Below are 25,135 nucleotides of genomic sequence, written 5' to 3'. Positions count from 1 at the left end.
GCGTTGCGCGGACATGCGCGAGCGCGACAGGGAAACTGGATCGGTTGGCAACGCCACTCGGTGAAGGGGGCTTCAACCGGGGCGCGCCGAACCGGTTCAAACTGTCGCAGTTCGCACCCTCGTGCGGGGTAAACCGGCTGTTGGAGTCGTAAGGGCTTGTTGATGAACCGCTCAGGGCAAACCCGAGGGCCGCCGCGAACGCCCTCGTGATGCAGTCAAGCCGTCATGAATCCGTCACTTGCCGATGTAGTCGAAGGTCCCCTTGTCCAGCACCTCGCTGGCCGCCGCGCGGGCCGCACGCATCGCGGCGGAGTACAGCGAGGTGGCCAGGCTCACGCGCCTCACGCCGGCTTCGGCGAGGGCCGCCACCGGGAAGGACGCGCCGGGGATGCCTTCCATGAAGTTCACGGGAAGCTTCACGGCGCTGCAGACCTCGCGCACCTGCTCGAGCGTGCGCAGGCCGGGGGCGAAGAGCATGTCGGCGCCCATGCGCTCGTAGGCCTGAAGGCGCCGGATGGTGTCGTCCAGGTCCATGCGGCCGCGGATGAAGTTCTCGCAGCGTGCGGTGAGGTGGAAGGCAAACGGGAGCGGGCGCGTGGCCTCGCGCGCGGCGGCGACACGCTCGGCGGCGAGGCCGATGTCGTAGAGCTCCTTGGATTCGCGCGGGCCGTCTTCCACCGACCCGCCGACGATGCCGGTCTCCACCGCAAGGCGGAAGGTCTCGGCCACCTGCTCGGGCCGGTCTCCGAAACCGTTCTCCAGGTCGGCCGACACCGGCAGGTCGCAAGCGCCGACGACATCGCGCAGATGCTGCAGCACCTGTTCACGGGTGAGCTGGCCGTCGGCCTTTCCCATCGACTTGGCCGATGCGCCGCTGGACGTGGCGAGCGCCTTGAAGCCGAGTTCAGCCAGCATGCGCGCGGAGCCTGCGTCCCAGGCGTTGCCGATGACGAAACAGCCGGGTTGCGAATGCAAGGCCTGGAAGGCAGTGGCCTTGTCCGATTGAGTGCTCATGGAATGATTCCTCCTGAAAGGACGTCGATGCTAGAGAAGATCGCCGATCGTGCCGGCCGGCTGCGGACACGTCCCTGCTGGCGCTGGGTGCATGCGATGGTGCATCGTGCGCGTGGTGCCGCAATCGCTTGCGTGGCGAGCGTTCTCGCCGCCGTGTCGCCTTTGGCCGCTTCGGCTGAAGCGGCGGCCTACACCGGCCCACTCTTCGATGCGCACATGCACTACAACGTCGAGGCCGCGGTGCCCTACCCCATCGCCGACGTGCTGGGCCGCATGCAGCGCAGCGGCGTTCGAGCGGTGGTGGCCAACAGCCGGCCCAACGACGGCACCAAGGCATTGGCCGCGGCGCACGAGCAGACCCAGCGCGCCGGAGTGACGGTGGTGCCCTTCGTGCGGCTGTACCGCAACCGCGAGGACTACAACCACTGGCACTCGGACCCGAGCATCGTCGAGATGGTCAACCATGAGCTGGCCGCGGGCACCGAGGCCGGGCCGTACCGCGGCCTCGGCGAGTTCCACCTTTACGACAGCGCGAACGCCGACGGGCCGACCGCCCGCAAGCTGATGCAGCTCGCGCAGGAGCGCGGCCTGGTGGTGCTGGCGCATGTGGACGACGTGGCCATCGACAAGCTCTTCGCGCATGCGCCAAGGGCCAGGCTGATCTGGGCGCACACGGGCATCGCCGGCGTGCCGATCGAGCGAGTGCGCGAGTTGCTGAAGCGGTATCCGACGCTGATGGGCGAGTTGTCCTATCGGCCGGGATTGACCGACGGCGATGGCCGCCTGAGTGCCCCGTGGCGAGCGCTGCTCACCGACATGCCGGAGCGCTTCCTGATCGGCTCGGACACCTGGGTCAACCAGCGCTGGGACGACTACGAGAACCTCATGGCCGCCTATCGGCGTTGGCTGGGCGACCTGCCCGCGGCGGTGGCCCGGCGCATTGCCTGGGACAATGGCGCAGCCTTGTTCGGCCTGCGGGCGCCTTGACCTTTCCATGAAACTGACGACTGAAGACGGCACCACCATCCGCAAGCCCGACAGCAGCCAGCTGAAGGCCGCCCTGGACAGGCTGGGCCTACCCGGCAATGGCTTTGCCATCCTGGATGCCGGCCGACAGCGCTACGTGCAGGTGGCCGGCAGCCGCGCTGATGGGTACGTCGTCGAGTACCGGGAAGGATCGGAGGACAAACACTACTCGTCGACCGTGACTGACATGCCGCATGCGCAGATGGTGGCGCTGCTCGATGGCTATCTGAATGGCTCGGAGTGGAAGCGCATGGTGGCGTGGCGTCGTGGATTCGGCCGCCGTCCCGCGTCGCGGCCAGCGCCATCCAAGGGATCGAAGGTGTTCCTCGGCCTGTTTTTCGGCGCCGGCGTGGCGGCCCTGATCCTGAGCGGCTACCTCGCTTTCGACAGGCACCAGTTCCTGCAACGCGCGCTCCTGGTAGACGGCCACGTGGTCCGGCTCACCGGCCGCGACACGTACCGGGCCGTCGTCGAATATTCGGACCACCTGGGACAGCGACACACCCTGGAATCGACCGTCGGCAGCCATCCGGCCGCGTACGTCGAAGGCGAGCAGGTGAAGGTCGCCTATGACCCTGAAGACCCGGCTTATCTGTACAACGCGCGCATCGTCGGCTTCCAGGAACTCTGGTTTGGCTCCGTCATGGCCTTGATCTTCGGCATCGGATTCAGCGGCATTCCGCTGGCACACTGGCTGCTCCGGCGTCGCAAGGGGAAGCCCGCCCGCCGCTAAGAAGCTTTGGAGAGCGATGGTGTAGCGGAAGCACACCCTCAACCAATGAGAGGGGGCGCCGGTTCAAACCCGGCTCGCTCTCCACCCTCACCAGCAGGAGCACCTCTAGAATCCACCGCGGAGAGCGATGGTGTAGTGGAAGCACACTGTCTCAGCCAGAGAGGGGCGCTGGTTCAAATCCAGCTCGCTCTCCACCTGCGAGGCCGCAGGCACATCAAGATTTCCAGGCGATGGATTCGGCAGGCATCACGGTGAACTTCAAGGACGAGGAACTCGCCACCGCGCTGCGGGTGCTGCAAGGGCTCGCGGACGATCCTTCGCAGATCGACGATCACCCGCGCTTCAAGACGCTGGTGGCCAAGATCCACAAGGCCGCCAAGCGCGAGCGCCGGCAGGCCAACAGCGAAACCGCCAGGGCCGAGTTGCTCAGGACGCGCCTGCAAACCGGCGTGGTTCGCGCGCAGCAGCCGGCATCCGCGATGCTGCCGTCTCCCACGTCCATCCCGAAGGCGGCGACGACCCGCGCCCAGCGGTGCTACGTCTGCAAGCAGCCGTACAACGATCTGCATCACTTCTACCACCTCCTCTGCCCGGACTGCGCGGGCGTGAGCTTTGCGAAGCGCGAACCGCAGGTCGATTTGCGGGGACGCATCGCGCTGGTCACCGGCGGGCGCATCAAGATCGGTTTCCAGACGGCCTTGTGCCTGCTTCGCAATGGCGCGCAAGTGATCGCCACGACCCGTTTTCCACAGGACGCCGCGCGGCGCTTCCTGGATGAACCCGACGCACACGAATGGCGGGACCGGCTGACGCTGGAAGCCCTGGACCTGCGCCACCTGCCGTCGGTGGAGGCCTTGGCCGACCGCCTGCAAGGCAGCCTGCCTCATCTGGACATCCTCATCAACAACGCAGCGCAGACCGTCAAGCGTCCGCGCGAGTTCTACGCCGCGCTGATGGCAGCCGAACCCACACCGTGGCTGCTGGAGTCCCACACCCTGTACCTTGGCCAGATGCCCGGCTTTGAGAGCTACTTCTCGCCGGGCGAGCATGACGTTCACGGACAGTTAATCGACAAGCGCCCCGGCAATTCATGGTCGCAGCGCCTTCAGGAGGTGCCCACCCTGGAGCTTCTGGAAGTGCAACTGGTGAACGCCGTGGCGCCCTTCATGCTCACCTCGCGCCTCAAGCCGGCACTCGACCGTTCGCCGCATGCGCGCCGCTTCGTCGTTCAGGCCTCAGCGATGGAAGGCCAGTTCAACCGCCACGGCAAGACTGAATTCCATCCGCACACCAACATGGCCAAGGCCGCCTTGAACATGCTCGTGCGCACCAGCGCGCAGGACTGGGCGCGTGACGGCATCTACATGAATGCGGTGGACACCGGCTGGATCACCGACGAGCGCCCATACCCTGAGGCGATGCAACAGATGCAGGAGCAGCAATTCTTCGCGCCCCTGGACGTGATCGACGGCATGGCACGACTGGTCGATCCCATCGTGAGCGGCATCAACGACGCCCAGACGCCGCTGTTCGGCCATTTCCTCAAGGACTTCCAGCCTCATGACTGGTGACTCGCCGCACGAGGTGCCGACGGATGCACCGGCAGCCGATACCAGCCCCATCCACTGCCCGGTGCACCGCGTTGAGATCACGCCATGCGATGCATCGGAGCTTGCACCACTGCTGGCGCATCTCGGTGCGGACCATGCCGTGCAGTCCTCGCAGCGCTTTGCACGCGGGACCCTGATCGAAGACGGTCGGCTGGACCTGTGCAAGCAAAGCATCGGCGCAGAGAACTGCCTGCAGGTCACCCGCGCATTGCGATCCAATTCTCAGGTGCGCAGCCTGATGCTGGGCACCAACGCCATCGGCGACGTCGGCGCGCAAGCGGTGGCTCAGCTGGCTACGGTCAACCCGGTCATCGAAGTGCTCTACCTCGGATGCAACAACATCGGTCCAGAGGGCGCGGAACATCTGCAGACGGCGCTGGCCGGCGAGTCTTCGAAGGTCACGGGCTTGTGGCTCAAGCGCAATCCGCTGGGGCCGGACGGCGCGGCCCGCATTGCACACATCCTGCGAGGCAGCCGGAACCTGCGTGTCCTCGACCTCGTCAACACGGACCTGCGCGACGAAGGCCTGCTGGCTGTGGTGGAAGGCGCATGCACCGGCATCGCCCCGCTCCAGTTCCTCTACCTCAGCGGGAATACGCTCGGGCCGTCTGCCGCCGCCAGCCTGTCCCGGCTGTTGCGGGAAGCGCCGCATCTGCGCGGTCTTTACCTGAGTGTGAACAGGCTGATGGATCAAGGCGCCATGCTCATCGCGCAGGCGCTGGACGACAACAACACCCTGCAGACGCTGGAGCTGGCCAGCAACGGCATCGGACCGCAAGGCGCCAAGGCACTGTTTTCGGCGGCCAGCAGGCACGCCAGCCTGCAGCGCCTCAACCTGGGCCATGCACCCTCCACGAAAGTACTCGGCGCATCGGCCAATCAGTTGCTGGACGACGGCGCCCGCCATGCTGCCGGATTGCTGGCCGGCAACGCCACCTTGCGTGAACTCGACTTGTCCCGCAACGGCATCACCGACCACGGCATGGACATCATGGCGCAGGCCATGGAGAGCAACACCGGTTTGACCCGGCTCGTCATCGACCGCCCATTGCCCGAGGCGATCACCACCCAGCTGGCGCGAAACCGGTCAGTGCACGGCAGCCTGCCAGTGCAGGAGGACCGCGCGCTGATCCGCAGCGTCTACCGCTGAGCTGAGCCATCGCATCTTTGCGAGAGGGCTGGTTCTCGCCGCGTCCCTACCCCTCCACCACAATCACCCCATCCATCTGCTCGTGCCCTGACCCGCAGAACACGTCGCAGCTGAACGGAAATCTTCCAGCGCGCGTGGCCGTGAGCTTCAGCCGCGCCTCCTGGCCGGGCACGATGTCGGTTCGGGCCTGGAAGTCCGGCGCGTTGAAGCCCATGGTGACCTCGGGCGCGGTGAGGACGAGCGTCACTGTCTCGCCCACCCGCAGGTGGATTTCGTCGGGCTCGAAGACGAACTTCTTCGCGGTCACCGCGATCGTGCGTTCGTCAGCGGCGAGCACGGAACGAAGGCCCAGGCCGCCCAATCCCAAACCTGCAGCCCATACCAGTGCACGGCGGCGCGACGAGACGGGTGCGCCGCTCATGCCTTCACCACCGTGTGCTCTTCAATCTCCCAGGCCGCCGAACGCGCGCCGCCTTCCACCTCCCGCCAGCCCAGGCCGCGGTAGGGCTGCGCCGGATCCCACGCCAGCGGGGCCCGCTTGGGCTGCGAGCCCGGTGCCGGCAGCGCGAAGATGAGCGACTTCGCCGAGTGGTGGGCGATGTGGCCGGTCATGTGGTGATGCTCCTGGTGGATGTGGCCGTAGAACACCGTCACGTTGGCGAACGGCATGAGCCGCTCCAGGGCACTCGCACCGTCGCGCGTGGCCCAGTCCCACGCGGGGTAGAGGTCGAACAGCGGCCGGTGGGTGAACACCACGATGCGCGCGTCCTTGGCCTGCGTCGCAAGGTCCTGGTCCAGCCATGCGAGCTGCTCCGCACCAATGGCACCGGCCGGGTCCGACACGTTGTCGAGCACGATGAAGTGCACGCCCCGGTGGTCAAAGCTGTAGTGCGTCGGCCCGAAGAACGCGCTGTACGCCTCGCCGCGGTCCAGCGACGCGTCGTGCTCGCCGGGCATGAAGCGCACTGTCTTCACCTTCAGCGCCGACACGATCTCCTTGAACTGGGCCAGCCGCCTGCGGCGTTCGGCAGGGTCGTCGGTGATGTGCGTGAGGTCACCGGTGAACACCACGAAGTCGGGCGCCTGTGGCAGCGCGTTGACCGCGGCCACCGCCTTGTGCAGCGTGCCCTTGGCATCCGGGTTGGGGGCGCCCTCGAAGCCCCAGTGCGTGTCCGACAGCTGCACGAAGTAGAAGTCGGCCTGGTCCGGCCGGCCGGTGGCGCAACCCGACACCAGCACCGCGCCGCCGAGCCCGGCCAGCGCCATGAATTGCCTGCGATCGATGGAAGACATGCGTCTGCTCCTGAAGTGGATGTCCGCCATACCGCGACCGCGTGGAAGAAATTCCTTGCACATCAGGTCGGGAATAAACAGGCCGGCTGCGCAGTAAGCGTCGGGTGATCGACGAAATCTCACGGCGGCGCTTCGAGCAACTGGCCCTGGTTCACCTGGATGCCGCCTACAACCTCGCGCGCTGGCTCACGCGCAACGACCACGATGCGCAGGACGTCGTGCAGGAGTCCTTGCTGCGCGCGATGCGCTACTTCGGCAGCTTCCGGGGCGATGCGTTCCGGCCGTGGCTGCTGTCGGTGGTGCGCCATGCCTGCTACGACTGGCTCAAGAGCAACCGCCCGGCCGAGCTGGTGTGGCTGGACGACGATGAGCACGACGACTTCCAGGCGGCCATCCCGACGAGCGAGGAACCGTCGGAAGTGGCGATGCGCAACGCCGACCGCGCGCGGATCGACCGGGCCATCGCCTCGTTGCCGGTGGACTACCGCGAGGTGCTGGTGCTTCGCGAGCTGGAGGACATGAGCTACAAGGAGATCGCACGCATCGCCGACATTCCCATCGGCACCGTGATGTCGCGGCTGTCGCGCGCCCGCGGGCTGCTGCGCGAGGCGCTGCAGATCACGCGGCCAACGCTGCGTCCGGTCCGCACCGGAGGCAAGGCGTCATGAGCAGCGCTTCCTTCGATCCTCGCGAGCTGACCGCCTTCGTCGACGGCGAGCTGGACTTGCCGCAGCAACTGGCACTGGAAGAACGGCTGGCCCAGGAGCCGGCGCTGGCGGCCCGCGTGGATGAAATCCGGCAGATGCGCGAGCTCGTGCGTGGGCAGGCCAGCTACCACCGCGCACCGGCGGCGCTTCGCCAGCGGCTGTTGTCCAGCGAGAAGGCGGATGCCGTGTTGCCGCCGCCAAGCCAGCCTCACTCCGTGCTCGCGACATCACGTGCCGGCCTCGGCTGGGGCCTGGCCTTGCTGCTCGCGATCGCCTGGGGCGTGTCGTCGCTGCGGCCTGCAACGCAAGACCCTGTTCTGCGTGACCTGGTCGCAAGCCATGTGCGTGCGTCGATGGGCGAACGGCTGATCGACGTGCCCTCTTCAGACCGCCACACCGTCAAGCCCTGGTTGTCGAGCCGCCTCGACTATTCACCGCCGGTGCTCGATGCCGCCGGCCCCGCCGTGCTGGCCGGCGCACGCGTGGACTACGCCGCAGGCCGGCCAGTCGCGGTGCTGGTGTACCGGCAGCACCAGCACGTCATCGATGTCTTCGTGTGGCCGGCGCAAGAGGCCGACTCGGGCGTGTCCGTGTCATCGCGTGATGGCCTGAACGTGGCGCACCGGGTGCATGGCGGCATGGCATGGTGGGCGGTGTCGGACATCCAGCCTGAAGAGTTGCCAGCGCTGCTGTCGGCCCTGGGGCGAGCCCCGGCAGGCATGGGCGACCGGGGGCGTTGAGCCCCGCCTGCGTCAGCGGCCTCAGCCCGGCACCGTCTCGATGCGCGGCGCGCTGTCGCTGCGGCGGGTCGGCACTCGTTCGGCGCAGGCGCGCGCATTCGTCGCGAAGACATCGGGAAGAATCTCGACGGCATGCGGATCCCATTCGCCCATCAAGCACAGCTGCACCCAATTGCGCCGGATCAGGTACTCGCTCTGGTGCGCGATCCGGTAGCCGCTGCGCTCCATGCGCCGCGCGAGGCGTGCCGCTGGAATCTGCGGCCCCAGCGCGACGGTGATCACGCCGGGCATCGCCATGCCTTCGCGAGCCACCAGCGAGAAGCCCCTGCGTCGCAGCTCGTCGCGCAGCAGCCGGTCAGCCGCTGCGACCTCGCGCCATCGCGGCGGCCAGTCGAGGTCCATCGCCGCGTCCAGCGCCGCCACCAGGTTCGACGATTGCGTGAAGGGCACACCGCCGGTATCGCGGCACATCGCCAGGTCGAGGCAGCGCGGCACGCTGCCAACGTCTGCGAGCCGGCCGTCATGGCAGACGATGGCCAGCCCCGGGTAGGCGCCGAGCGCCTTGCCGCTGACCGCACTCGCGAAGCGAACGCCTGACAGGTCGATCGCTTGCAGCCCGAGAGCGCTGACGGCATCGACGCAAAGATCAGCCCCGTGCTCGCGGCACAGGGCGCGCACCGGACCCAGGTCATTGCGAACACCTGTCGATGTTTCGCAGGCCACCATCCAGACCCAGCTCGGCCGCGCCCGCGCCATCAAGGCCTGCAGCTGCACGGCGTCGAACCCCTGCCCCCAGCCGGCCCGCAACACATGGAGCGGCAGCCGCCACCGGCGCGCGTGCTCGATCAACCGATCGCCGAACTCGCCGTTGCTCAGCACCACACCCGGACGACCCTGCGTGGCGAGCTGTGCGCCGATGGCGTCGTTGGCCAGCGTGCCCGAGCCGGGCATCACGAGGGCGTCATGCGCACCGCTCAAGGCCTGGAGCCGTCCACGGACACGGCCCAGCATGCCTTTGAATTCGGCGCTGCGATGCGAGATCGGCGCCCGCGCGAATGCTTCGCTGACTGCTGCACGAACCGCCACCGGCCCCGGCATCAGGCAGGTCTCGCGCCGACCGCCCATGGCTTCCAGGTGGGCCACATGGCCGGCATAGTCGTCCAGCGTCAGGACCATCGGCTGGAACTGGGCCGGCGCCTGGCCCACCAGCGGACCAAAGGGACGAAAGCCCAGGTGCTGGTACAGCCGAGTCTCGCGCAGCGTGCCCGAGATGATGGCGACGTCGCAGCCTTGCGAACGAAAGCAGGTTGCGAGCACGCCTGCGAGGCGCGCAAACACTTCCCGCTTGCGGTAGGGCCGGTCGACGGCCAGCAGCCGGACTTCGACGATCTTGCGGTGCGGCGGCAGGAACGCGTCGATGTCGGCCAGCTTCTGGTCGAGCGAGAACGGCCGGTTGCACCGCCCGGCGATCATGCCGACCAGCGCATCGCCGTCCATGCAGACGGCATAGGTGTTCTCGGCATGGAAGCGATCCACCAGCCGGCGAGCCTCGTTGGGAGGATGCTGTGGGATCTCTTCGACGAAGGTCCGGTAGTTGAGGCGATGGATGGCCTCGAACTCGGCCGGGGTGTCGGCCACCTTGAAGCGCAGTGATCCGTTCATGGCGTGGTCCGTGAATCGTGGCGGTCGGTGGGTGGTTCGCGCAGGGGCAGGCGAGCGGTGTGCGAGAGCACCAGCAGCACAGCCAGGGCGAGCACGGGAACGACGACCGCCAGGGGCTTGAACACGAGGGCGAAGGCGCAGCCGACCGCGAAGGACAGCAACGCAGCCGGCACCGTGCGCTGCCCGACGGCCTGCGCGAAAGCGAAGGCTCCGACAGCCAGGGCCAGCACTTCGAGATCCAGCATCGCCATCACGCCGATGACCGTGGCCACGCCCTTGCCGCCGCGCCATCCGAGTTGCGCAGGAAAGATGTGACCCAGCGTGACGGCAACCGCGCACAGCGGCACCATCGCCGGGGCCAATGCTTTGGCGGCGGACACGGCCATCAGCCCCTTGGCGGCATCGAGCACAAGGACCAGCGCGAAGGCGCCGCGTCCGAGAACGCGCCCCGCGTTGCGCGCGCCGGCGTTGCCGCTGCCCAGCATCCGGATGTCGCGGCCGTCGTGCCAGCGCAGCAGGTAGTAGGCCGCGTTGAGGCAGCCCAGGCCGTAGGCCAATGGTGGAAAGACGAAGTCCGTGCCGGGCATGCCCGCTCGCTCCTGGTGGTCGGAATGTGCAAGCGAGACCTCGCTTGCGCGGGCCGACTATGTGCGCGGGAAGACCGCGCTCAAAGGAACGATTGGAAAGTTAGGCATCCGCGCCGTTTGGTATCGGAAAGCGCGACCTTCGGCCACGTTCACCAAAGACACAAGCACTTGTTTTGCCTGCTGAGCGTGCCTGGCTCACCCCATGAGCCAGGCACCGTGGACACTGTGCTGACCCGATGCCCATTGCATGGGAGAAGGCATCGGCTCTACGCAAACTTTCGGGAGGACTTGTCATGAAGATCAAGAATGTTCTGCGCCTGGTCGCAGGTGGCCTGGCGTCTTGGCTGTGCGCCGCCCCCGCCATGGCGGCCGGCTGGACCCTGACCGACCTGGGCACCCTGGGAGGTGCCAGCAGCGCGGCCAACGCCCTCAACAACGCGGGCCAGGTGGTGGGCTACGCAGAGGCGGCCGATGGCACGCCTTACCCGGTGATCTGGAGCGGCGGTGTGGCCGCGCCGCTCAGCACGCGCCCCGGGCGGGCGCTGGCCCTCAGCGCGGGCGGCGTCGCGGCGGGCAACGTGATGAGCACCAGCGGCCCGCGGCTGGACGCCACCTTGCTGAGCGGCGGCAGTGCCCATGACCTGGGCACCTTCGGCGGCAGCTTCAGCAACGCCGCGGCCGTCAACGACAGCGGGCAGGTGGCGGGCTACGCACGAACGCCCGACGAGAAGGACCATGCCTTCCTCGCCACGGCATCCGGCATGGTGGACCTGGGCACCTTCGGCGGCCTGTACAGCTATGCCTATGGCCTCAACAATGCGGGGCTTGCCGTGGGCAGTGCCTACGACACGTCAGGGACGCCGCGCTGTTTCCTGTCCACGGGCGGCGGGCTGATCGACCCCGGCACGCTGGGTGGCCGGGTCTGCAATGCGCTGGCCGTCAACGACGCGGGGCAGGTCACCGGCAGCAGCACCACGAGCGCCGGCATCGGCCATGCTTTCGTGTTCGACAGACGCGGCATGGTCGACCTGGGCACGCTGGGCGGCAGCAGCAGCGTGGGCTATGCGATCAACCGGCTCGGGCAGGTGGTGGGCGCGGCGCGCACGGCGACGAACCAGTTGCATGCCTTCATCCATGACGGCGCCCGCATGGTCGACCTGGGCACCCTGGGCGGCACCAGCAGCACGGCCACGGGCGTCAATGCATCGGGGCAGGTGGTCGGCAACTTCACGCTGTCCAGCGGCAGCAAGCAGCCGTTCATCTATGCCAACGGTGTAATGCTCAACGTGAACACGCTGGCGCCAGGACTGTCGAATGTCGATGCCAGCCACGTCTATCTCAATGATGCAGGCCAGATCGCGGGAACCGGCACCATCGGCGGCAAGCAACGCGCGTTCTTGCTCACGCCCACGCCCTGAGGCGAGGCGCGCTGGGGGGCCGAAAAATGTGAAGCGAGCCGATAGGCCGGATTCTGTGCGCCCTCGATCCCTTGCGGGGCCGAGGGCGTGACCGCCATTCCTCTGGGCCATGCATCGCTGCGATGGCTCGGTGCTACCTACCCGCACACTCCCCGGGCCAGGTCAACGTGTGCCTACTTGGTATTGCTGCGCGTAGAGATTGCCCGTTTCACCCGAACTGAATCGGCTCGTCTCTGTTGCTCTGATCCTCACCTTGCGGTGGACAGCCGTTGGCTGCTACGCCGCCCTGCGCAGTCCGGACCTTCCTCCAGTGCGCCCTTTCGGGACATGCACCAGCGGCGGTCTGGCTCGCTTCACGGGGCGGATTGTAGGGCGTGGCCTTACGGGATTCACGCGCGGAACCGGACAGCGGACATAGGGGCCCGCTGCACGCCCTCTAGGGATGTGACATCTCTGTCCCGTCGCCTACCTTTGCAACGCGGTCGCGACGCATCCATTCACGCTCAGGGAGAGAAAACATGGCAACGAACAAGCGCCCCACCGGCGCTGGGCAACCCATGCCCGAAGAGATGCGCCGCGCCCGCGACGAACAAGCTGCGCTCGCCGTCTTCAGCACACCCGGCGACGATGCGGCCGAACCCATCGACGACGACTTCCGCTTCGTGCTGGGCGAGCTGCTCGCCGCGTACAAGCCGGTGCTCGAAGCCGACCTCAAGCGCACCGAGTCGCCCGACGCGCTCATCAAGGAAGCGCTGGACACCGCCCCCAGCTGCGAAGACGAGTTCGCGCAGGCCATGGCGCTGTTCGAGCGCTTCACGAGCGAAGAGGTCGCCACCCGCGTGCTGCCCTCGGCCATCCGCGAAGTGCTGGGCCCCAACGAGCGCTGGCGCTGGTGCCTGCTGCACCTGCGCTGCTGCATCATCTTCGGCTGGCTGCTGTGCCGCGGGCCGCGCACCTTCGCGGGCTCCAGCTACTACCTGTACCGCTACTGGCGCTGCGTGCGCGAGGTGCTGGGGGCGCCCGTCGCCAACCCGCCCACGGTGGCCGAACGTGCGGACTTCACCGTGCTCGTGCAGGCTTTGGCCAAGGCCTACAAGCCCTACCTGGACGACCAGCTCGCCAACGTCGAATTCCCGGGTGGCGTGCCTGACGACATCCTCAGCGGACGCGTGGACTGCTTCGAAGGCCAGGACGCCTCGGTGCAGATCCTCGAACGGCTGCTGAGCACGGACACGGCCGCGGCACTGATGGGCCGCGAGCTGATCGCCAAGTACCGGGTGGAGCCGCTCTTCTGGTTCTGCCGCTGCTGGTGCCTGTGCGCCATCCGCTTCGGCTGCTGCCTGGCGCGCGCCCGCAACCTGCGCGACGTGCTGCGCTGCCTGCGCTCGTACCGCGCCTGCCTGCGCCGCTGCGTGCGGCCGCTGCACTGCGCGCTCACGGCGCCCACGGGCTGCATCGCCGGCGAGACGGACATCCTGCCGGGCCGCATCCTCGAGCCCGTGAAGGGCGATGCCGAAGGCCTGGACTTCTCGCGCTATCTCATCGAGGTGCGCGACCCGGGCAACAACCTGCTGAGCGGCGTGGTGGTCTACCCGAACAACGTGGGCGCGCCGGACGTGGCCGCGGTGCAGGGCAACTTCGTGGTCTCGGCCGGTACCCTGGGCTGGATCGACACGCGCAAGTGCGCGGTGGATGCGGGCATCGAGCTGCTCACCTCCACCACCTTCAGCGTGACGCTGCGGGTGTTCTCCACCACCGGCACGCAGGTTCAGCCGCCTTGCACCACCACGTTCTCGCTGTCGGTGAACGAGGTCTACATCAAGCGCGTGTCCACGCCCTGGTCGGTGGACTTCACCAACCCGGCCGAGCCGCTGCGCGTGGCCAACAGCGCGGCCTCGCTGGAAGCCACGGTGGGCGGTGCCCTGCACGTGCGCGGCGCGGCCAACGTGTACGGCTGCACGGGAGAGAAGATCAAGGAATACACGCTGTGGGCCATTCCCGACCCGACCTTCAGCATGCCGCAGCCCGCGCCCTTCACGAGCATCGTGCCGGGGGTGGACTGGACGCTGGTCCGGCACATCGCCTTCGCGCCGCAGGTGATTGCGCAGCCCTCGGGCCCGCCCATCAATTTCACGGCCGACCAGGTGCGCAGCTACAACGTGCTCGATGGTGACCCTGAACCTGATGTGCTGACCAACGAATGGAGCACACGCTCGGAATGCATCTGCGTGCACATCGACTCCACGCTGCTGTGCTTCTGCACCAACGTGCCCTCGCTCGCGCCCAGCTCGTTCAACAGCAACGTGCTGCCGAAGATGAACCCTGTGCTTGAAGGCGGCACGGGCAAGTTCAGCTTCCTCATGCAGGTGGTGGACACCAGTGGCAACACCTACTACGACATCCAGCGCGTGTGGGTGGACAACGAGCCGATCAAGGCGGCCATCACCGGCATCGGCGGCCAGGCGCCCTGCGCGGACCTGTACACGCAGACGCACGAGGGCATCTTCAAGACGGTGCAGATCCGCGGCTTCGCCTGGGACCAGTACATCGACCCCACCGACACCGTCACGCCCACCAGCGACAACTTCGACCAGTACAGCGTGGAGTTCCTCAAGCAGAGCGCCGCCACGCCGGCCCTGCTCATCAGCTCGACCTCGCCGGTGCCCGCACGCCCGCTGCCGCTGGCGGTGGACACGCTGGCCAACTGGAACCTGCAGTCGGTGGATGCGGCCACCAACCCGATGGGGTTGCCGCCCGACCAGTTGCTCGCGCCGGGGCAGGCCTGCGTCTACAACGTGATCCTGCAGGTGAACGACAAGACGGTCGTCAACGAGGCCACGAACCACGACTCGGGCCTCGTGCTGTTCCCGATCAAGATCATCAACGGCCCCGAGCCGCTGTGACCACGCGATGGACGAACTCGGCTGGTGGACGCGCTTCGTCCTCGGCTCGCTGGCCTGCTGGCGCATCACGCACCTGCTGGCCAGCGAGGACGGACCGGGCGAGGTCGTGCTGCGCGTGCGGCGGCTGCTGGGCGACAGCCTGGCGGGCCGCGCGATGGACTGCTTCTACTGCCTGTCGTTCTGGGTGGCGGGGCCGCTGGCCCTGCTGCTGGCGCAGGACGTGGCGGGCTGGCTGCTGTCGTGGCTGGCGCTGTCGGGCGCAGCCTGCCTGATCGAGCGTGCAAGCACCAGGGCTTCGCATCACGAATGAGGAGATGAGCATGGGATGTTGTGGACAAGGACGCGCCACGCTGCGCCAGGCGACGGCGGCATCGCGTCCGGGCGAGGTGCCCGACCGCACGATGGCCCGGGTGCTGGTGCGCTACCGGGCGCAGACGCCGGTGACGATCCGCGGGGTGAACACGGGGCGGATGTATCGGTTCGATGGCGAGAACGCGCAGCAGCATGTGGAAGCGGGCGACGCGCAGGCGCTGCTGGGGTCGCGGTTCTTCGTCAAGGCGGACTGAATGTCCTGTCGGGACGGAACACGCTGGCATCGTCGTAGAAGCCTGCATCCTCATTGGCCGCCCACCACCCGGGCACGCCCAGCACCGGCATGGGCAGCCACGGCTTGGCGCGAAGGCTCGCTTCGTTCAGCGATGCGTCGATGAATTCATCGTCCGTCGTGCCAGGCGGCATGGCCCACACGTGGGCCGTGATCGCAGCCCGCGGATGCACGAGCTTTTCCAGCAAGGCATGGCCGAACAGGATGAGGCTCGCAGACGCCCAAGCCTCACGCCGACGCACGAACAGCGACGGCCAGTCGCGCAGGCGCAAGGCCTCGCGCAGCTCATCGCTTGCCCGCCACAGCGCGGCGTTCTCATCGAACAGCGTCAGCGCATCGCGCAGGCTGCCGCGCCAGGCCTGCACGCCTGTCTTCGCGATCTCCGCCGCCTGCAATTCGTTCAAGCGCTGCTTGATGCGCGGAAAGCTCAACCACACCAGCCCGTTGAAGAGGTCGTGCAGGTTGTCCCGCGTCGGCACACAAGCCGTGCGGTGGATGAAGGCTTCATAGGCCTCGCCTTCGGGCAGCTCATGCTGGGCGACGAAGCGCAACCGGCCCGCCCACAGCACAGCCACGGGAGCACAGCCATTGAGCGCTTCGGCCACGCTGCATCCACGCTCCAGTGCAGCGCACACCGCTTCACCATGGCCGCGATAAGGCGCCAGCCACGGCCGCCCCCAATCGATCTCGCGCCAGAAACTCATGCCCGCCTCTTCTTCGACAGCCGAGCCACGAGGAAGTCGATGAACACCCGCACCCGCAGCGGCATGTGCCGGTGGCCGGGGTACACAACCGAGAAAGGCCTGGTGCCGCCAGCATGGGTCTTCAGCACCTCCTTGAGCCGCCCCTCTTCCAGGTCGCGCTGCACGGCGTAGCGGAAGGTCTGCAGAAGACCTGCGCCGTGGCGGCACAAGGTGACGCCGCCCAGCACATCGTCCGAACAGGTGAAGGTGCCGGTGGTCGCCACCTCCTGCGGTTGACCATCCTCGATCAGCAGCCATTGCATGGGCAGGCCGCTGCTGGGCAGCACGAACTGGATGCAGTCGTGCTGGGCCAGGTCGGCGATGCGCCTGGGTGTGCCGCGCTTGCGCAGGTAGCCCGGCGTGGCCACGACCACTAGCTCGCTCTCTTCCAGCAGGCGCGCCACCAGCCCGGAATCGGGCAGCACGCGGGCTCGGATGGCGAGGTCGAAATTCTCGGAGGTGAAGTCCACGTTGCGGTTGGCCACCTGCACCTCGACCTTGACCTCGGGGTACTGCACATGGAAGTCCGGCAGCAGCGGCAGCACGCGCAGATGCCCGTAGGAAGTGGGCACGCTGATGCGCAAGGTGCCCGAGGGCACGACCTGCTGCCCGGTCACCTCGCGCTCGGCCTCCACCAGTTGGCCCAGCGCCTGCCGGCATTTCTCGAAGTAGGCCCGCCCGCCTTCGGTGAGCCGCACCTGCCGCGTGGTGCGGGTAAACAGCTTCACGCCCAGCCGGCCTTCCAGCCGCGACACCGAACGGCTCACCGCCGCCGGCGTGAGTCCCGCCGCATGGGCCGCCGCGGTGAAGCCCTGCTTCTCGGCACACAGGCAGAACAGCTCGATGCTGCCCAGCATCAGGTCATCGAAGTCACGTGCCATTGTTTACGCCATGTAAGTTATCAAGTGAATGATTCCATATTTGTGCAGGCTGGTGTGATGAATAGGATTCGCAGCATCGATTCACACCCCCTCGAAAGGTCTCGCATGAAGCTCTATTTCTCCCCCGGCGCCTGTTCGCTCGCCCCGCACATCGTGCTGCGCGAAGCCGGCCTGCCCTTCACGCTGGAGAAGGTGGACCTCGCCAAACACACCACCGCCGCGGGCACCGACTTCTACGGCATCACCACCAAGGGCCAGGTGCCGCTGCTGCAACTGGACGACGGCCAGGTGCTGTCCGAAGGCCCGGTCATCTGCCAGTACGTGGCCGATCAGGCCGGCAGCACCACGCTGCTGCCCGCCGCCGGCACGCTGGCGCGCTACCGCGTGATGGAGTGGCAGAACTTCCTCACCTCGGAAATGCACAAGTCCTTCTCGCCGCTGTTCAACCCGGCGATGGATGCCGCGGGCAAGGCCGTCTTCTCCGCCGCGCTGCGCAAGAAGTTCGAATGGATCGACTCGCGCCTGAGCGACTTCCAGCACCTCACGGGCGATGCGTTCACGGTGGCCGATGCCTACCTCTTCGCCATCGCCGGCTGGTCGAAGTTCGTGAACCTGGACATCGCCGATCTGAGGCACCTGCAGCGCGCGCTCAAGCAGACGAGCGAGCGCCCCGCGGTGCAGGCGGCAATGCGCGCCGAAGGTCTCATCAGCTGAAGCGCGGACAGCCATGGGCGGGGATCTGGCGATGTGTCGGCCCTGACAAAGACCGGACAAACGGCGGACACCCGGGGCCTGGAGCATTCGAGGCGCAGATCAACCTGCGTTTCGAATGAACACCATCATGACCCTTCACCTCCGCCTGCTGGCCCTCGGGGCCGTCGCACTGGTCTCGTCACTGGCCCGCGCCGGCGACGAACCGCCGCCTCCGCACCACCGCGGCCCGCCGCCCGAGGCCATCGCCGCCTGCAAGGGCAAGACGGCCGGCGCCAGCGTGAGTTTCACCGGCCGCCGTGGCGAGACGGTGACCGGCACCTGCGAGACGATCAATGGCGTGCTGGCCGCCCGGCCGGCGAACATGCCTCCGCCTCCGGGTGCGAGTGCACCGTCGCGCTGAGGCGATGACGCAAGGCCCACGCGACGGTGGCGTCGGCCAGCAGTTGCGTGGCGTCGAAGGCGGGCACGGGCAAGGCCTCGTGGCCCAGCACCAGCGGGATCTCGGTGCAGGCCTGCACCACCGCCTGCGCGCCACGCGCCACCAGGGCACTGGCCGCGGCACGCAGCAGCACGCGGCCCTGGTCGGCATCCCCGGCCTTCACGGCCGCGATGCCGCGGGCCACGAGATCACGCTGCTCGTCGAACGTGGGCACCATCCATTGCAGGCCCGGCACGCCTTGCGATTCGCTGCGTGACGGGTACAGACCCGATTCGACTGTCGCCGTGGTACCGAGCAGTCCCACCCGCAAGGCCTGCCGGCCGCCCATGAAATGCTTCAGGGCTTCGATGACCGGATCGACGATGTGCAGCACCGGCACATCCACCGCCGACGCCACCGCCTGGTGCCACAGGTGCGCGGTGTTGCACGGCATCACGATGACCGCCGCGCCGCTGGCCTGCAATCGCCTGGCGAAGGCCACGAGCAGGGGCTCGGGCGACGGCGCGCCATGCAGGAACGAGTCGCTGCGGTCCGGGATCTGCGGCACCGAGTGCACCAGCACGGGCAGGTGGTCCTGGTCGCGCGAGGCGGGCGTGCCGGCGACCAGCTTGGCGAAGAAGTCCACCGTCGCTGCCGGCCCCATGCCACCCAGCACACCCACCACGGCGCCGTCCATCAAAGCGCCGGCTTGTCGTTGGGGCTGCTCACGTTCTGGCGCAGGGCGTCGCTCATGGGCACGTTCAGGTTCGTGCCGCGCGGAGGGATGGGCGACAGGAACCACTTCTTGTACAGGCGCTCGAACTCGCCCGACTTCATCATCGCGACCATCGCGTCGTCCACCACCTTCTTGAACTCCGGATCGTTCTTGCGCAGCATGATGGCGTACGGCTCGACCTGCAGCGCGTCACCCACCACCGTCCATTCCGCGGGGTTCTTCGCGTTGGCGGCCAGGCCGTACAGCAGGATGTCATCCATCGCGAAGGCCACCGCGCGGTCGGACTCCACCAGCAGCGCGGAGTCGGCGTGGTCCTTGCCCGGCAGCACGTCCAGGTCGAGCTTGTTGTCCACGTTGTACTTGCGCAGCACCTGGAAGTTGGTGGTGCCCGTGGTGGTGGACACCTTCTTGCCCTTGAGGTCCGCCCAGTTCTTGATGCCCGAGGTCTTCTTCGTCAGCAGCCGCGTGCCGGTGTAGAAGTGGTTGATGGTGAACTCCACCTGCTCGCGGCGCACGGAGTTGTTGGTGGTGGAGCCGCACTCCAGGTCCACGGTGCCGTTCATTACCAGCGGGATGCGGTTGGCAGAGGTCACGGCCTGCATCTGCACCTTGAGGTCGGGCTTCTTGAGCCTGGTCTTCACCACGTCGACGATGTGCGAGCACAGGTCCACCGCGAAGCCCACGGGCTTGGTGCCGTCGAGGTAGCTGAAGGGCACCGAGGATTCGCGGTAGCTGACAGTGATGCTGCCGGTCTCGGCCACCTTGGCCAGCGTGGGCGCCGTCCCCTGCGCCAGCGCGGCAGGGACGAAGCCCGCGCACAGCGCGGCAGCAAGGACGAGGGATGCAGAGGTGTGCGCGTGCTGTGTCATGAACGGCTTCCTTTCAGAGGGAGAAGACCATGGATTGAACGTGGCGAAGTCTAGGCAGACTTGGCGGCGAGGGAAATTGTCAAAGACGCCACGATGTATGCCCTGAGGGCATCGCATGCAAGCAGGGCATGCCCCATGTCGAGTTCGGCAATCGACCGGATGCACGCCGCTTCCCAGAATGACTCCATCGGTTTCGGGGGTCACAAGCGTCATGCACATCGTCGTGGTCGGGGCAGGCATCATCGGGTTGACCAGCGCGCATGCGCTGCTGGAGGCCGGCCACCACGTCACGCTGATCGACAGTGCCAGCGGGCCGGCATCGGGCACCAGCCATCGCAACGGCGCGCAGATGAGCTATGCCTTCGTCGCGCCGCTCGCATCCGCGGACACCCTGCGCTCGCTGCCGTCGCTGCTGCTCGACCGGCAGTCGCCGCTGCGGTTTCGGCCCGGCCTGTCGCCGGCCATCTGGCGGTGGTGCCTGCGCTTCCTGTGGGCCTGCAACAGCCGCCAGGCCATGGCGACGACGCGCGGCCTGCTCGAACTCGCGCGGACCAGCCAGCAGCAGTTCACGCAGTGGCGCTCGCGCCATGCCGATGCGCAGATCCACTTCCAGCGCAACGGCAAGCTCGTGCTCTACCGCGACGCGCGTTCTTGGGAGGCCGCGCAGCGGCAACTGGCAGCGCAGGCCGCCTGGGGGCCGCCCCAGCAGCTGTGCGATGCATCGCAATGCGTGGACATCGAACCCGCCTTGCGCGCGGACCGCGCGCCGCTCGCCGGCGGCGTGCTCACGCCCGGCGAGGAGGTGGCGGATTGCGCGATGGTCTGCCGGCAGCTCCTGCACGACGTGCGGGGCCATCCTCGTTTCGAGGCCCGCTGGCGAACACGCGCGCTGCGATGGAAGACAACCCGCACGCGCGCCGTGGCCCTGCTGGCCGAGGATGCGGACGGCCTGGCTTCGCACCTCGGCGCCGATGGCTTCGTCGTTGCCAACGGCGTGAATGCACCGGCGCTGCTGCGCCCGCTGGACACTCACCTGCCGGTTGCTCCGCTCAAGGGCTACAGCATCGAGTTGCCGGCTGCATCGCTTGCGCATTGCCCGACCCACAGCATCACCGACAGCGCCCGCAAGGTCGTGTTCGCACCGCTGGGCGACGGGGCGGACCGGCGACTCCGCGTGGCCGGCATGGCCGAGCTGGTAGGGCATGACCTGCGCATCGATGCCGGCCGCATCGAGCAGTTGCTGGATGCCACGCACCACTGCTTCGGCGTGATCGACCGCCCGGCCGACATCCACCCCTGGGCCGGCCTGCGCCCCGCCACGCCCACGGGGCTGCCGGTGATCGGCGCCGCGCGCGCGTGGCCCAACGTGTTCATCAACGCCGGCCACGGCGCGCTGGGGCAGACGCTGTCCTTCGGCGCCGCGGCCCGGCTTTGCAGCCTCATCGACCAGGGCCTGCGTCCAGGCCCGTAGCCGGAGACACGACATGCCCGGGTTCCTCTTTCGCCATGCGGCCCTCGCGTTCGCACTGGCCGCCGCCTCATCGGCATCGGCAGACACGCTGGAGCGCATCCGCCAGCGCGGCGTGATCGTCATCGCACACCGGGAGGCGTCCATTCCGCTGTCGTACCTGTCACAGGGGCAGGCCGTGGGCTACAGCGTGGACGTGTGCCTGAAGCTGTCGGAAGCCATCGCGAAGCAGCTGGCGCTGAAGGCCTGGCGCATCGAGTACAAGCCCGTCACCTCGTCCACGCGCTTCGAGGTGCTCGAACGCGGCGAGGCCGACATGGAATGCGGCTCGACCACCAACACTGCCGCACGGCGTGAGCGCGTGGCCTTCACCATCCCGCATTTCATCGCCGCATCGCGGCTGATGGTGCTGTCCTCGCGGTCCTGGGAGCGCATCGAGGACCTCGAAGGCCGCACCGTCGCATCGACCAGCGGCACCACCAACATCCAGTCGCTGGCGCGCGAGGCAGACCTCAAGGGCGTGAAGCTGAAGATCGTGCCGTCGCGCGACCATGCCGAGGGCGTGGCCTGGGTGCAGTCCGGCCAGGTCGATGGGTTCGCGATGGACGACGTGCTGCTGTACGGCCTGCGGGCCAGCGCAACGGATCCGTCGGCGCTCAAGGTCATCGGCAAGCCGATGACCATCGAGCCCTATGCCATCGCCTTCGCGCGAGGCGACGCAGCGCTGAAGAAGCTCATCGACACCGAGATGCGCCGGCTGATCGCCAGCGGAGAACTGCAGCAGATGTACCGGCGCTGGTTCACGCAGCCGATCCCGCCCAAGGGCATCAACCTGGACATGCGCATGCCGCATCTGCTGTCGGACTCGTTGAAGTACCCGACGGACTTCGTGCCGAACTGAGCCGCCTCAGCGCTGCAGCACCTTCTGCATCTGCGCGATCAGGTCGTCCACCGCGGCGCTGGCGGGCAGGTCGCGTGGGCGCAGCGCATACACGGTCACGGGAATCTCGGGCACCAGCGGCAGCACCTTCAGCTGCGGATGGCGGCTGGCGTAGTCGGCCGTGACGTTGTCCAGCACCGCCCAGCCAAAGCCGTGCGCCGCGAGCTCGACGGCCGCGTGGTAGCTGTGCGCGAGGATGCGCGACTTCGGCTCGATGCCGTGCGCCATGAAGGCGGAATGCAGCAGGCGGCCCAGCGGATCGGCGGGGTCGAGGTCCACCAGCGGATGCTTGGCCAGTGCGTCCAGCGGCACTTCGCTGCCCTTGAGGTCCGCGCCGACGCACACGATGCGGCCATGCCCGATCGCCTGGTTGAGCAAGGCGGGATGCGCGGAAGGCTCGAAGGCAAAGCCCACTTCGGCTTCGCGCAGCGCCAGGCTGTCGGCGATCTGCCGCGAATGCAGGGTGCGCAGGGACAGGCGCGCCTTCGCGTGCTTGCGGCTCCAGCGCTGCAGCGCGCCGGGCAGCGCTTCGAGCGCGAGGCCGGGCACGCACAGCACGCGCAGCAGCGAGTCGGAGTCCTGCCCCAGGTTGGCCGCCATGCGGCGCACGGTGTCGAGCTTGAGGTACAGCTGCTCGACCTCGGGGAAGAGCTGGTGAGCTTCCGCCGTGGGCACGAGCCGGCCGCGCAGGCGCTGGAACAGCGGCACGCCCACGTGCGCTTCGGCCTGTTGCAGCAGCCGGGTGGCCGCAGGCTGCGTGATGTGCAGCATCTGCGCCGCGCCCTTCACGGTGCCAGACTGCATCACCGCGTAGAAGATCTCGATGTAGCGGATGCGCATGCCGTGCGTGGCTCGACGGGGGTCAGGCCACGACGCGCCAGGGCAGCGTCTCGCCGCCGCGCAAGGGCTTGAGCTCGGCCTCGCCGAAGGGAACGGATTCGGGCAGCGTCCACGACTCCTTGCGCAGCGTCACCTTGCCGGGGTTGGGTGCCAAACCATAGAACTTCGGGCCGTTGAGACTGGCGAAGGCTTCGAGCTTGTCAAGGGCGCCTGCGTTGTCGAAGGCCTCGGCATACATCTCCAGCGCACTGAGCGCGGTGTAGCAGCCGGCGCACCCCGTCGCATGCTCCTTCAGGTGCGAGGCATGCGGGGCGCTGTCGGTGCCGAGGAAGAACTTGTCGCTGCCGGAGGTGGCGGCCTTCACCAGCGCGACGCGGTGCTCCTCGCGCTTGAGCACCGGCAGGCAGTAGTAGTGCGGACGGATGCCGCCGGTGAAGATGGCGTTGCGGTTGTAGAGCAGGTGGTGCGCGGTGATGGTGGCGGCGGTGAACTTGTCCGCTTCGGCCACGTACTGGGCGGCATCCCTGGTGGTCATGTGCTCGACCACGATCTTCAGCTCCGGGAAGTCCGCGCGCAGCGGGATGAGCTGCGTGTCGATGAAGGCCTTCTCGCGGTCGAAGATGTCGATGGACGGGTCGGTCACTTCGCCGTGCACCAGCAGCAGCAAGCCCTCCCGCTGCATGGCCTCCAGCGTCTTGTAAGTCTTGCGGATGTCGGTGACGCCGGCATCGCTGTTGGTGGTGGCGCCGGCCGGATAGAGCTTCAGGGCGACGACGCCTGCGGCCTTGGCGCGAACGATCTCCTCGGGCGCCAGCTTGTCGGTGAGGTACAGCGACATCAGCGGCTGGAAATCCATGCCCGGCGGCACCGCGTCCAGGATGCGCTGGCGGTAGTCGGCCGCCTGCGTCGCGGTGGTCACCGGCGGCTTGAGGTTGGGCATGATGAGCGCCCGGCCCATCTGCGCGGCGCTGTGGGGGACCACGCTGCGCATCGCGGCGCCGTCGCGCACGTGAAGATGCCAGTCGTCGGGGCGGGTGATGGTGAGGGTTTGCGTCATGGCGCGGATTTTCTCACCCGGGTGCATCCGGTCCGGCTCATCGGGCGTATACCGGTCGCATCACGGGAACACTTCACACCCGCAGGAGACGACCATGAGCACCCCCACCGAAATCATCCAGGCCTTGTACGGCGCCTTCGGACGCGGCGACATCCCCGCGCTGCTGGGCATGCTGAGCGATGACGTGGAGTGGATCCACCGCGGCAGCATCGGCTTGGCGTACATGGGCACCTTCCGGGGCAAGCAGGCGGTGGCCACCTGGTTCGGCCACGTGGCGGAGCTGGACGGAATCCAGGCCTTCGAGCCGCGGGAGTTCCTCGCCGGGCCCGACCACGTCACCGTGCTCGGCTGGGAGCGCACCCAGGCCCTGCCCGGCGGCGGCGTGTTCGAGACCGACTGGGTGCACGTGTTCAACGTGAGGGACGGCCAGGTGAGTCGCTTCATCGGCACCTACGACACCGCCGCCTCCGGCGCGGCCGGCCCGAAGTGAGCGCCGCCGCCATGCCTGCGGCCGAGGCCGCGCAGTTCCAGCTCGTCAGCGACTGGCACCTGGATGCGCCCATCGAGCGCGTGTGGGACGCCCTGAAGGCCACGGAGGAATGGCCGTCGTGGTGGCCGTACGTGAAATCGGTGCAGGAGCTGGATCCGGGCGACGCGGACGGCATGGGCGCGGTGCGACACATCGCGTGGAGCAGCCGGCTGCCGTATGGCGTGGCGTTCGACGTGAAGGTGGTGCAGATGCAGCGTCCGCGACGCATGCAAGGCCGCGCGACGGGGCAGTTGCAGGGGACAGGAACCTGGGAGCTGGTGCCCGACGGCCAGACCACCCGGGTTCGCTACACCTGGTGCGTGGACCTGGGCTCGCGATGGATGCGCCTGACCGCGCCTTTGCTGGCGCCGGTGTTCCGGTGGAACCACAACGGGGTGATGAAGGCGGGAGCGCAGGGATTGGCCCGGCAGCTGGGGGTGCGGCTGCTGGATGCCAGGTAAGGGCGAGCGCCTGCGTCGAAGGGCTGCCACCC

At 67.8% G+C, this 25,135-nt stretch carries 27 protein-coding genes, 2 tRNA genes and 1 other RNA gene; 18 read left to right on the top strand and 12 right to left on the bottom strand.

The window, feature by feature from the left end; translation table 11 throughout:
• Window positions 1–234: 234 nt before the first annotated feature.
• Window positions 235–1,014, bottom strand: a complete 780-nt coding sequence (locus DZC73_RS28435) for an isocitrate lyase/PEP mutase family protein (protein WP_124543771.1) — start codon at window positions 1,012–1,014, stop codon at window positions 235–237.
• 96 nt (window positions 1,015–1,110) lie between these two features.
• On the opposite strand from DZC73_RS28435, the gene DZC73_RS28430 reads away from it, so the two are divergent.
• The 6 genes from DZC73_RS28430 to DZC73_RS28405 all read left to right on the top strand — a co-directional run bounded on the left by DZC73_RS28430 (window position 1,111) and on the right by DZC73_RS28405 (window position 5,533).
• On the top strand, window positions 1,111–2,001 hold the full coding sequence (locus DZC73_RS28430) for an amidohydrolase family protein (RefSeq protein ID WP_124543830.1): 891 nt from the start codon (window positions 1,111–1,113) through the stop codon (window positions 1,999–2,001).
• A 7-nt stretch (window positions 2,002–2,008) separates the two neighbouring features.
• Window positions 2,009–2,773, top strand: a complete 765-nt coding sequence (locus DZC73_RS28425) for a DUF3592 domain-containing protein (protein ID WP_161974791.1) — start codon at window positions 2,009–2,011, stop codon at window positions 2,771–2,773.
• A gap of 10 nt (window positions 2,774–2,783) precedes the next feature.
• A tRNA-Trp gene (locus DZC73_RS28420) sits at window positions 2,784–2,855 on the top strand.
• A gap of 39 nt (window positions 2,856–2,894) precedes the next feature.
• Window positions 2,895–2,965, top strand: a tRNA-Gly gene (locus DZC73_RS28415).
• 38 nt (window positions 2,966–3,003) lie between these two features.
• Complete coding sequence (locus DZC73_RS28410) at window positions 3,004–4,344, top strand: SDR family NAD(P)-dependent oxidoreductase (protein ID WP_124543769.1); 1,341 nt, start codon at window positions 3,004–3,006, stop codon at window positions 4,342–4,344.
• Window positions 4,334–5,533, top strand: coding sequence for a leucine-rich repeat domain-containing protein (locus tag DZC73_RS28405; protein WP_124543768.1), 1,200 nt, complete (start codon window positions 4,334–4,336; stop codon window positions 5,531–5,533). Before DZC73_RS28410 ends, DZC73_RS28405 begins: the two co-directional genes overlap by 11 nt.
• A 46-nt stretch (window positions 5,534–5,579) precedes the next feature.
• Here DZC73_RS28405 and DZC73_RS28400 read toward each other — a convergent pair whose 3' ends face one another.
• Together DZC73_RS28400 and DZC73_RS28395 are read right to left on the bottom strand one after the other, a co-directional pair.
• Window positions 5,580–5,954 carry a cupredoxin domain-containing protein gene (locus DZC73_RS28400; protein WP_124543767.1) on the bottom strand — a complete coding sequence of 125 codons (375 nt, stop codon included), beginning with the start codon at window positions 5,952–5,954 and terminating at the stop codon, window positions 5,580–5,582.
• On the bottom strand, window positions 5,951–6,826 hold the full coding sequence (locus DZC73_RS28395) for a metallophosphoesterase family protein (RefSeq protein ID WP_124543766.1): 876 nt from the start codon (window positions 6,824–6,826) through the stop codon (window positions 5,951–5,953). The genes DZC73_RS28400 and DZC73_RS28395 overlap by 4 nt, the downstream gene beginning before the upstream one ends.
• A 104-nt stretch (window positions 6,827–6,930) precedes the next feature.
• Between DZC73_RS28395 and DZC73_RS28390 the strand changes: the two genes are divergently transcribed.
• Together DZC73_RS28390 and DZC73_RS28385 are read left to right on the top strand one after the other, a co-directional pair.
• Window positions 6,931–7,494 (top strand): sigma-70 family RNA polymerase sigma factor, encoded by a 564-nt coding sequence (locus DZC73_RS28390; RefSeq protein ID WP_124543765.1) that lies wholly within the window; start codon window positions 6,931–6,933, stop codon window positions 7,492–7,494.
• Window positions 7,491–8,273: an anti-sigma factor family protein gene (locus DZC73_RS28385; protein WP_124543764.1), complete on the top strand. Its 783-nt coding sequence runs from the start codon at window positions 7,491–7,493 to the stop codon at window positions 8,271–8,273. Before DZC73_RS28390 ends, DZC73_RS28385 begins: the two co-directional genes overlap by 4 nt.
• A gap of 21 nt (window positions 8,274–8,294) precedes the next feature.
• Here DZC73_RS28385 and DZC73_RS28380 read toward each other — a convergent pair whose 3' ends face one another.
• The gene (locus DZC73_RS28380) at window positions 8,295–9,935 is read right to left on the bottom strand and encodes a GNAT family N-acetyltransferase (RefSeq protein WP_124543763.1); all 1,641 of its coding nucleotides are present in this window, start codon (window positions 9,933–9,935) and stop codon (window positions 8,295–8,297) included.
• Entirely contained in the window at window positions 9,932–10,522 is a 591-nt protein-coding gene (locus tag DZC73_RS28375) for a glycerol-3-phosphate acyltransferase (protein ID WP_124543762.1), read from the bottom strand. The genes DZC73_RS28380 and DZC73_RS28375 overlap by 4 nt, the downstream gene beginning before the upstream one ends.
• Window positions 10,523–10,815: 293 nt before the next feature.
• On the opposite strand from DZC73_RS28375, the gene DZC73_RS28370 reads away from it, so the two are divergent.
• Entirely contained in the window at window positions 10,816–11,940 is a 1,125-nt protein-coding gene (locus DZC73_RS28370) for an HAF repeat-containing protein (RefSeq protein WP_124543761.1), read from the top strand.
• A 26-nt stretch (window positions 11,941–11,966) separates the two neighbouring features.
• Here DZC73_RS28370 and rnpB read toward each other — a convergent pair.
• Window positions 11,967–12,295: RNase P RNA component class A (gene rnpB, locus DZC73_RS28365), an RNA gene on the bottom strand.
• Window positions 12,296–12,458: 163 nt separating this feature from the next.
• Here rnpB and DZC73_RS28360 point away from each other — a divergent pair.
• Genes DZC73_RS28360 through DZC73_RS28350 form a run of 3 tightly spaced genes read left to right on the top strand, consistent with a single transcriptional unit; the run spans window position 12,459 to window position 15,409 of the window.
• Entirely contained in the window at window positions 12,459–14,843 is a 2,385-nt protein-coding gene (locus DZC73_RS28360) for a hypothetical protein (protein ID WP_124543760.1), read from the top strand.
• Between the two features lie 7 nt (window positions 14,844–14,850).
• A complete protein-coding gene (locus DZC73_RS28355) occupies window positions 14,851–15,153 on the top strand; it encodes a DUF1360 domain-containing protein (RefSeq protein ID WP_124543759.1) in 303 nt (100 codons plus the stop codon).
• Window positions 15,154–15,163: 10 nt separating this feature from the next.
• Window positions 15,164–15,409 (top strand): hypothetical protein, encoded by a 246-nt coding sequence (locus DZC73_RS28350; RefSeq protein ID WP_124543758.1) that lies wholly within the window; start codon window positions 15,164–15,166, stop codon window positions 15,407–15,409.
• Here the strand turns inward: DZC73_RS28350 and DZC73_RS28345 are convergent.
• The gene (locus tag DZC73_RS28345; RefSeq protein WP_124543757.1) at window positions 15,396–16,151 is read right to left on the bottom strand and encodes a DUF3025 domain-containing protein; all 756 of its coding nucleotides are present in this window, start codon (window positions 16,149–16,151) and stop codon (window positions 15,396–15,398) included. The genes DZC73_RS28350 and DZC73_RS28345 overlap by 14 nt on opposite strands.
• Entirely contained in the window at window positions 16,148–17,071 is a 924-nt protein-coding gene (locus tag DZC73_RS28340; RefSeq protein ID WP_124543756.1) for a LysR family transcriptional regulator, read from the bottom strand. Before DZC73_RS28340 ends, DZC73_RS28345 begins: the two co-directional genes overlap by 4 nt.
• A gap of 105 nt (window positions 17,072–17,176) precedes the next feature.
• On the opposite strand from DZC73_RS28340, the gene gstA reads away from it, so the two are divergent.
• Entirely contained in the window at window positions 17,177–17,785 is a 609-nt protein-coding gene (gstA, locus tag DZC73_RS28335) for a glutathione transferase GstA (RefSeq protein ID WP_124543755.1), read from the top strand.
• Between the two features lie 127 nt (window positions 17,786–17,912).
• Entirely contained in the window at window positions 17,913–18,185 is a 273-nt protein-coding gene (locus tag DZC73_RS28330; protein WP_124543754.1) for a hypothetical protein, read from the top strand.
• On the opposite strand, the gene cuyB is transcribed toward DZC73_RS28330, so the two are convergent.
• Together cuyB and DZC73_RS28320 are read right to left on the bottom strand one after the other, a co-directional pair.
• The gene (gene cuyB / locus DZC73_RS28325; protein ID WP_124543753.1) at window positions 18,115–18,900 is read right to left on the bottom strand and encodes a cysteate racemase; all 786 of its coding nucleotides are present in this window, start codon (window positions 18,898–18,900) and stop codon (window positions 18,115–18,117) included. The two genes, DZC73_RS28330 and cuyB, sit on opposite strands and share 71 nt — an antisense overlap.
• On the bottom strand, window positions 18,900–19,808 hold the full coding sequence (locus tag DZC73_RS28320; RefSeq protein WP_124543752.1) for an amino acid ABC transporter substrate-binding protein: 909 nt from the start codon (window positions 19,806–19,808) through the stop codon (window positions 18,900–18,902). Before DZC73_RS28320 ends, cuyB begins: the two co-directional genes overlap by 1 nt.
• A 211-nt stretch (window positions 19,809–20,019) precedes the next feature.
• Between DZC73_RS28320 and DZC73_RS28315 the strand changes: the two genes are divergently transcribed.
• Together DZC73_RS28315 and DZC73_RS28310 are read left to right on the top strand one after the other, a co-directional pair.
• A complete protein-coding gene (locus DZC73_RS28315; protein WP_161974790.1) occupies window positions 20,020–21,279 on the top strand; it encodes an FAD-dependent oxidoreductase in 1,260 nt (419 codons plus the stop codon).
• A 13-nt stretch (window positions 21,280–21,292) separates the two neighbouring features.
• Window positions 21,293–22,177 carry an amino acid ABC transporter substrate-binding protein gene (locus tag DZC73_RS28310; protein WP_124543750.1) on the top strand — a complete coding sequence of 295 codons (885 nt, stop codon included), beginning with the start codon at window positions 21,293–21,295 and terminating at the stop codon, window positions 22,175–22,177.
• A 6-nt stretch (window positions 22,178–22,183) separates the two neighbouring features.
• Here DZC73_RS28310 and DZC73_RS28305 read toward each other — a convergent pair whose 3' ends face one another.
• Window positions 22,184–23,056 carry a LysR family transcriptional regulator gene (locus DZC73_RS28305; RefSeq protein ID WP_124543749.1) on the bottom strand — a complete coding sequence of 291 codons (873 nt, stop codon included), beginning with the start codon at window positions 23,054–23,056 and terminating at the stop codon, window positions 22,184–22,186.
• A 22-nt stretch (window positions 23,057–23,078) separates the two neighbouring features.
• Window positions 23,079–24,122 carry a dihydroorotase gene (pyrC, locus tag DZC73_RS28300; RefSeq protein WP_124543829.1) on the bottom strand — a complete coding sequence of 348 codons (1,044 nt, stop codon included), beginning with the start codon at window positions 24,120–24,122 and terminating at the stop codon, window positions 23,079–23,081.
• Between the two features lie 85 nt (window positions 24,123–24,207).
• Here pyrC and DZC73_RS28295 point away from each other — a divergent pair, with 85 nt between their 5' ends.
• Together DZC73_RS28295 and DZC73_RS28290 are read left to right on the top strand one after the other, a co-directional pair.
• A complete protein-coding gene (locus DZC73_RS28295; protein ID WP_124543748.1) occupies window positions 24,208–24,603 on the top strand; it encodes a nuclear transport factor 2 family protein in 396 nt (131 codons plus the stop codon).
• Window positions 24,600–25,103 carry an SRPBCC family protein gene (locus DZC73_RS28290; RefSeq protein ID WP_198415030.1) on the top strand — a complete coding sequence of 168 codons (504 nt, stop codon included), beginning with the start codon at window positions 24,600–24,602 and terminating at the stop codon, window positions 25,101–25,103. The genes DZC73_RS28295 and DZC73_RS28290 overlap by 4 nt, the downstream gene beginning before the upstream one ends.
• The last annotated feature ends 32 nt before the right edge of the window (window positions 25,104–25,135 follow it).

The organism is Rhizobacter terrae (assembly GCF_003852895.1).
Classification (GTDB): domain Bacteria; phylum Pseudomonadota; class Gammaproteobacteria; order Burkholderiales; family Burkholderiaceae_C; genus Albitalea; species Albitalea terrae.
This window is presented reverse-complemented; position numbering and strand designations above follow the sequence as displayed.

Excerpts from the sequence above, each read along its gene's own strand:
- DZC73_RS28435 (WP_124543771.1), bottom strand. The coding sequence starts at position 1,014 with ATGAGCACTCAATCGGACAAGGCCACTGCCTTCCAGGCCTTGCATTCG.
- DZC73_RS28400 (WP_124543767.1), bottom strand. The coding sequence starts at position 5,954 with ATGAGCGGCGCACCCGTCTCGTCGCGCCGCCGTGCACTGGTATGGGCT.
- DZC73_RS28350 (WP_124543758.1), top strand. The coding sequence starts at position 15,164 with ATGGGATGTTGTGGACAAGGACGCGCCACGCTGCGCCAGGCGACGGCG.
- DZC73_RS28305 (WP_124543749.1), bottom strand. The coding sequence starts at position 23,056 with ATGCGCATCCGCTACATCGAGATCTTCTACGCGGTGATGCAGTCTGGC.
- DZC73_RS28360 (WP_124543760.1), top strand. The coding sequence starts at position 12,459 with ATGGCAACGAACAAGCGCCCCACCGGCGCTGGGCAACCCATGCCCGAA.
- DZC73_RS28425 (WP_161974791.1), top strand. The coding sequence starts at position 2,009 with ATGAAACTGACGACTGAAGACGGCACCACCATCCGCAAGCCCGACAGC.
- DZC73_RS28380 (WP_124543763.1), bottom strand. The coding sequence starts at position 9,935 with ATGAACGGATCACTGCGCTTCAAGGTGGCCGACACCCCGGCCGAGTTC.
- DZC73_RS28430 (WP_124543830.1), top strand. The coding sequence starts at position 1,111 with ATGGTGCATCGTGCGCGTGGTGCCGCAATCGCTTGCGTGGCGAGCGTT.
- DZC73_RS28355 (WP_124543759.1), top strand. The coding sequence starts at position 14,851 with ATGGACGAACTCGGCTGGTGGACGCGCTTCGTCCTCGGCTCGCTGGCC.
- DZC73_RS28295 (WP_124543748.1), top strand. The coding sequence starts at position 24,208 with ATGAGCACCCCCACCGAAATCATCCAGGCCTTGTACGGCGCCTTCGGA.
- DZC73_RS28345 (WP_124543757.1), bottom strand. The coding sequence starts at position 16,151 with ATGAGTTTCTGGCGCGAGATCGATTGGGGGCGGCCGTGGCTGGCGCCT.
- DZC73_RS28395 (WP_124543766.1), bottom strand. The coding sequence starts at position 6,826 with ATGTCTTCCATCGATCGCAGGCAATTCATGGCGCTGGCCGGGCTCGGC.
- DZC73_RS28410 (WP_124543769.1), top strand. The coding sequence starts at position 3,004 with ATGGATTCGGCAGGCATCACGGTGAACTTCAAGGACGAGGAACTCGCC.
- DZC73_RS28405 (WP_124543768.1), top strand. The coding sequence starts at position 4,334 with ATGACTGGTGACTCGCCGCACGAGGTGCCGACGGATGCACCGGCAGCC.
- DZC73_RS28310 (WP_124543750.1), top strand. The coding sequence starts at position 21,293 with ATGCCCGGGTTCCTCTTTCGCCATGCGGCCCTCGCGTTCGCACTGGCC.
- cuyB (WP_124543753.1), bottom strand. The coding sequence starts at position 18,900 with ATGGACGGCGCCGTGGTGGGTGTGCTGGGTGGCATGGGGCCGGCAGCG.
- DZC73_RS28315 (WP_161974790.1), top strand. The coding sequence starts at position 20,020 with ATGCACATCGTCGTGGTCGGGGCAGGCATCATCGGGTTGACCAGCGCG.
- DZC73_RS28340 (WP_124543756.1), bottom strand. The coding sequence starts at position 17,071 with ATGGCACGTGACTTCGATGACCTGATGCTGGGCAGCATCGAGCTGTTC.
- DZC73_RS28385 (WP_124543764.1), top strand. The coding sequence starts at position 7,491 with ATGAGCAGCGCTTCCTTCGATCCTCGCGAGCTGACCGCCTTCGTCGAC.
- gstA (WP_124543755.1), top strand. The coding sequence starts at position 17,177 with ATGAAGCTCTATTTCTCCCCCGGCGCCTGTTCGCTCGCCCCGCACATC.
- DZC73_RS28320 (WP_124543752.1), bottom strand. The coding sequence starts at position 19,808 with ATGACACAGCACGCGCACACCTCTGCATCCCTCGTCCTTGCTGCCGCG.
- DZC73_RS28330 (WP_124543754.1), top strand. The coding sequence starts at position 17,913 with ATGACCCTTCACCTCCGCCTGCTGGCCCTCGGGGCCGTCGCACTGGTC.
- DZC73_RS28370 (WP_124543761.1), top strand. The coding sequence starts at position 10,816 with ATGAAGATCAAGAATGTTCTGCGCCTGGTCGCAGGTGGCCTGGCGTCT.
- DZC73_RS28375 (WP_124543762.1), bottom strand. The coding sequence starts at position 10,522 with ATGCCCGGCACGGACTTCGTCTTTCCACCATTGGCCTACGGCCTGGGC.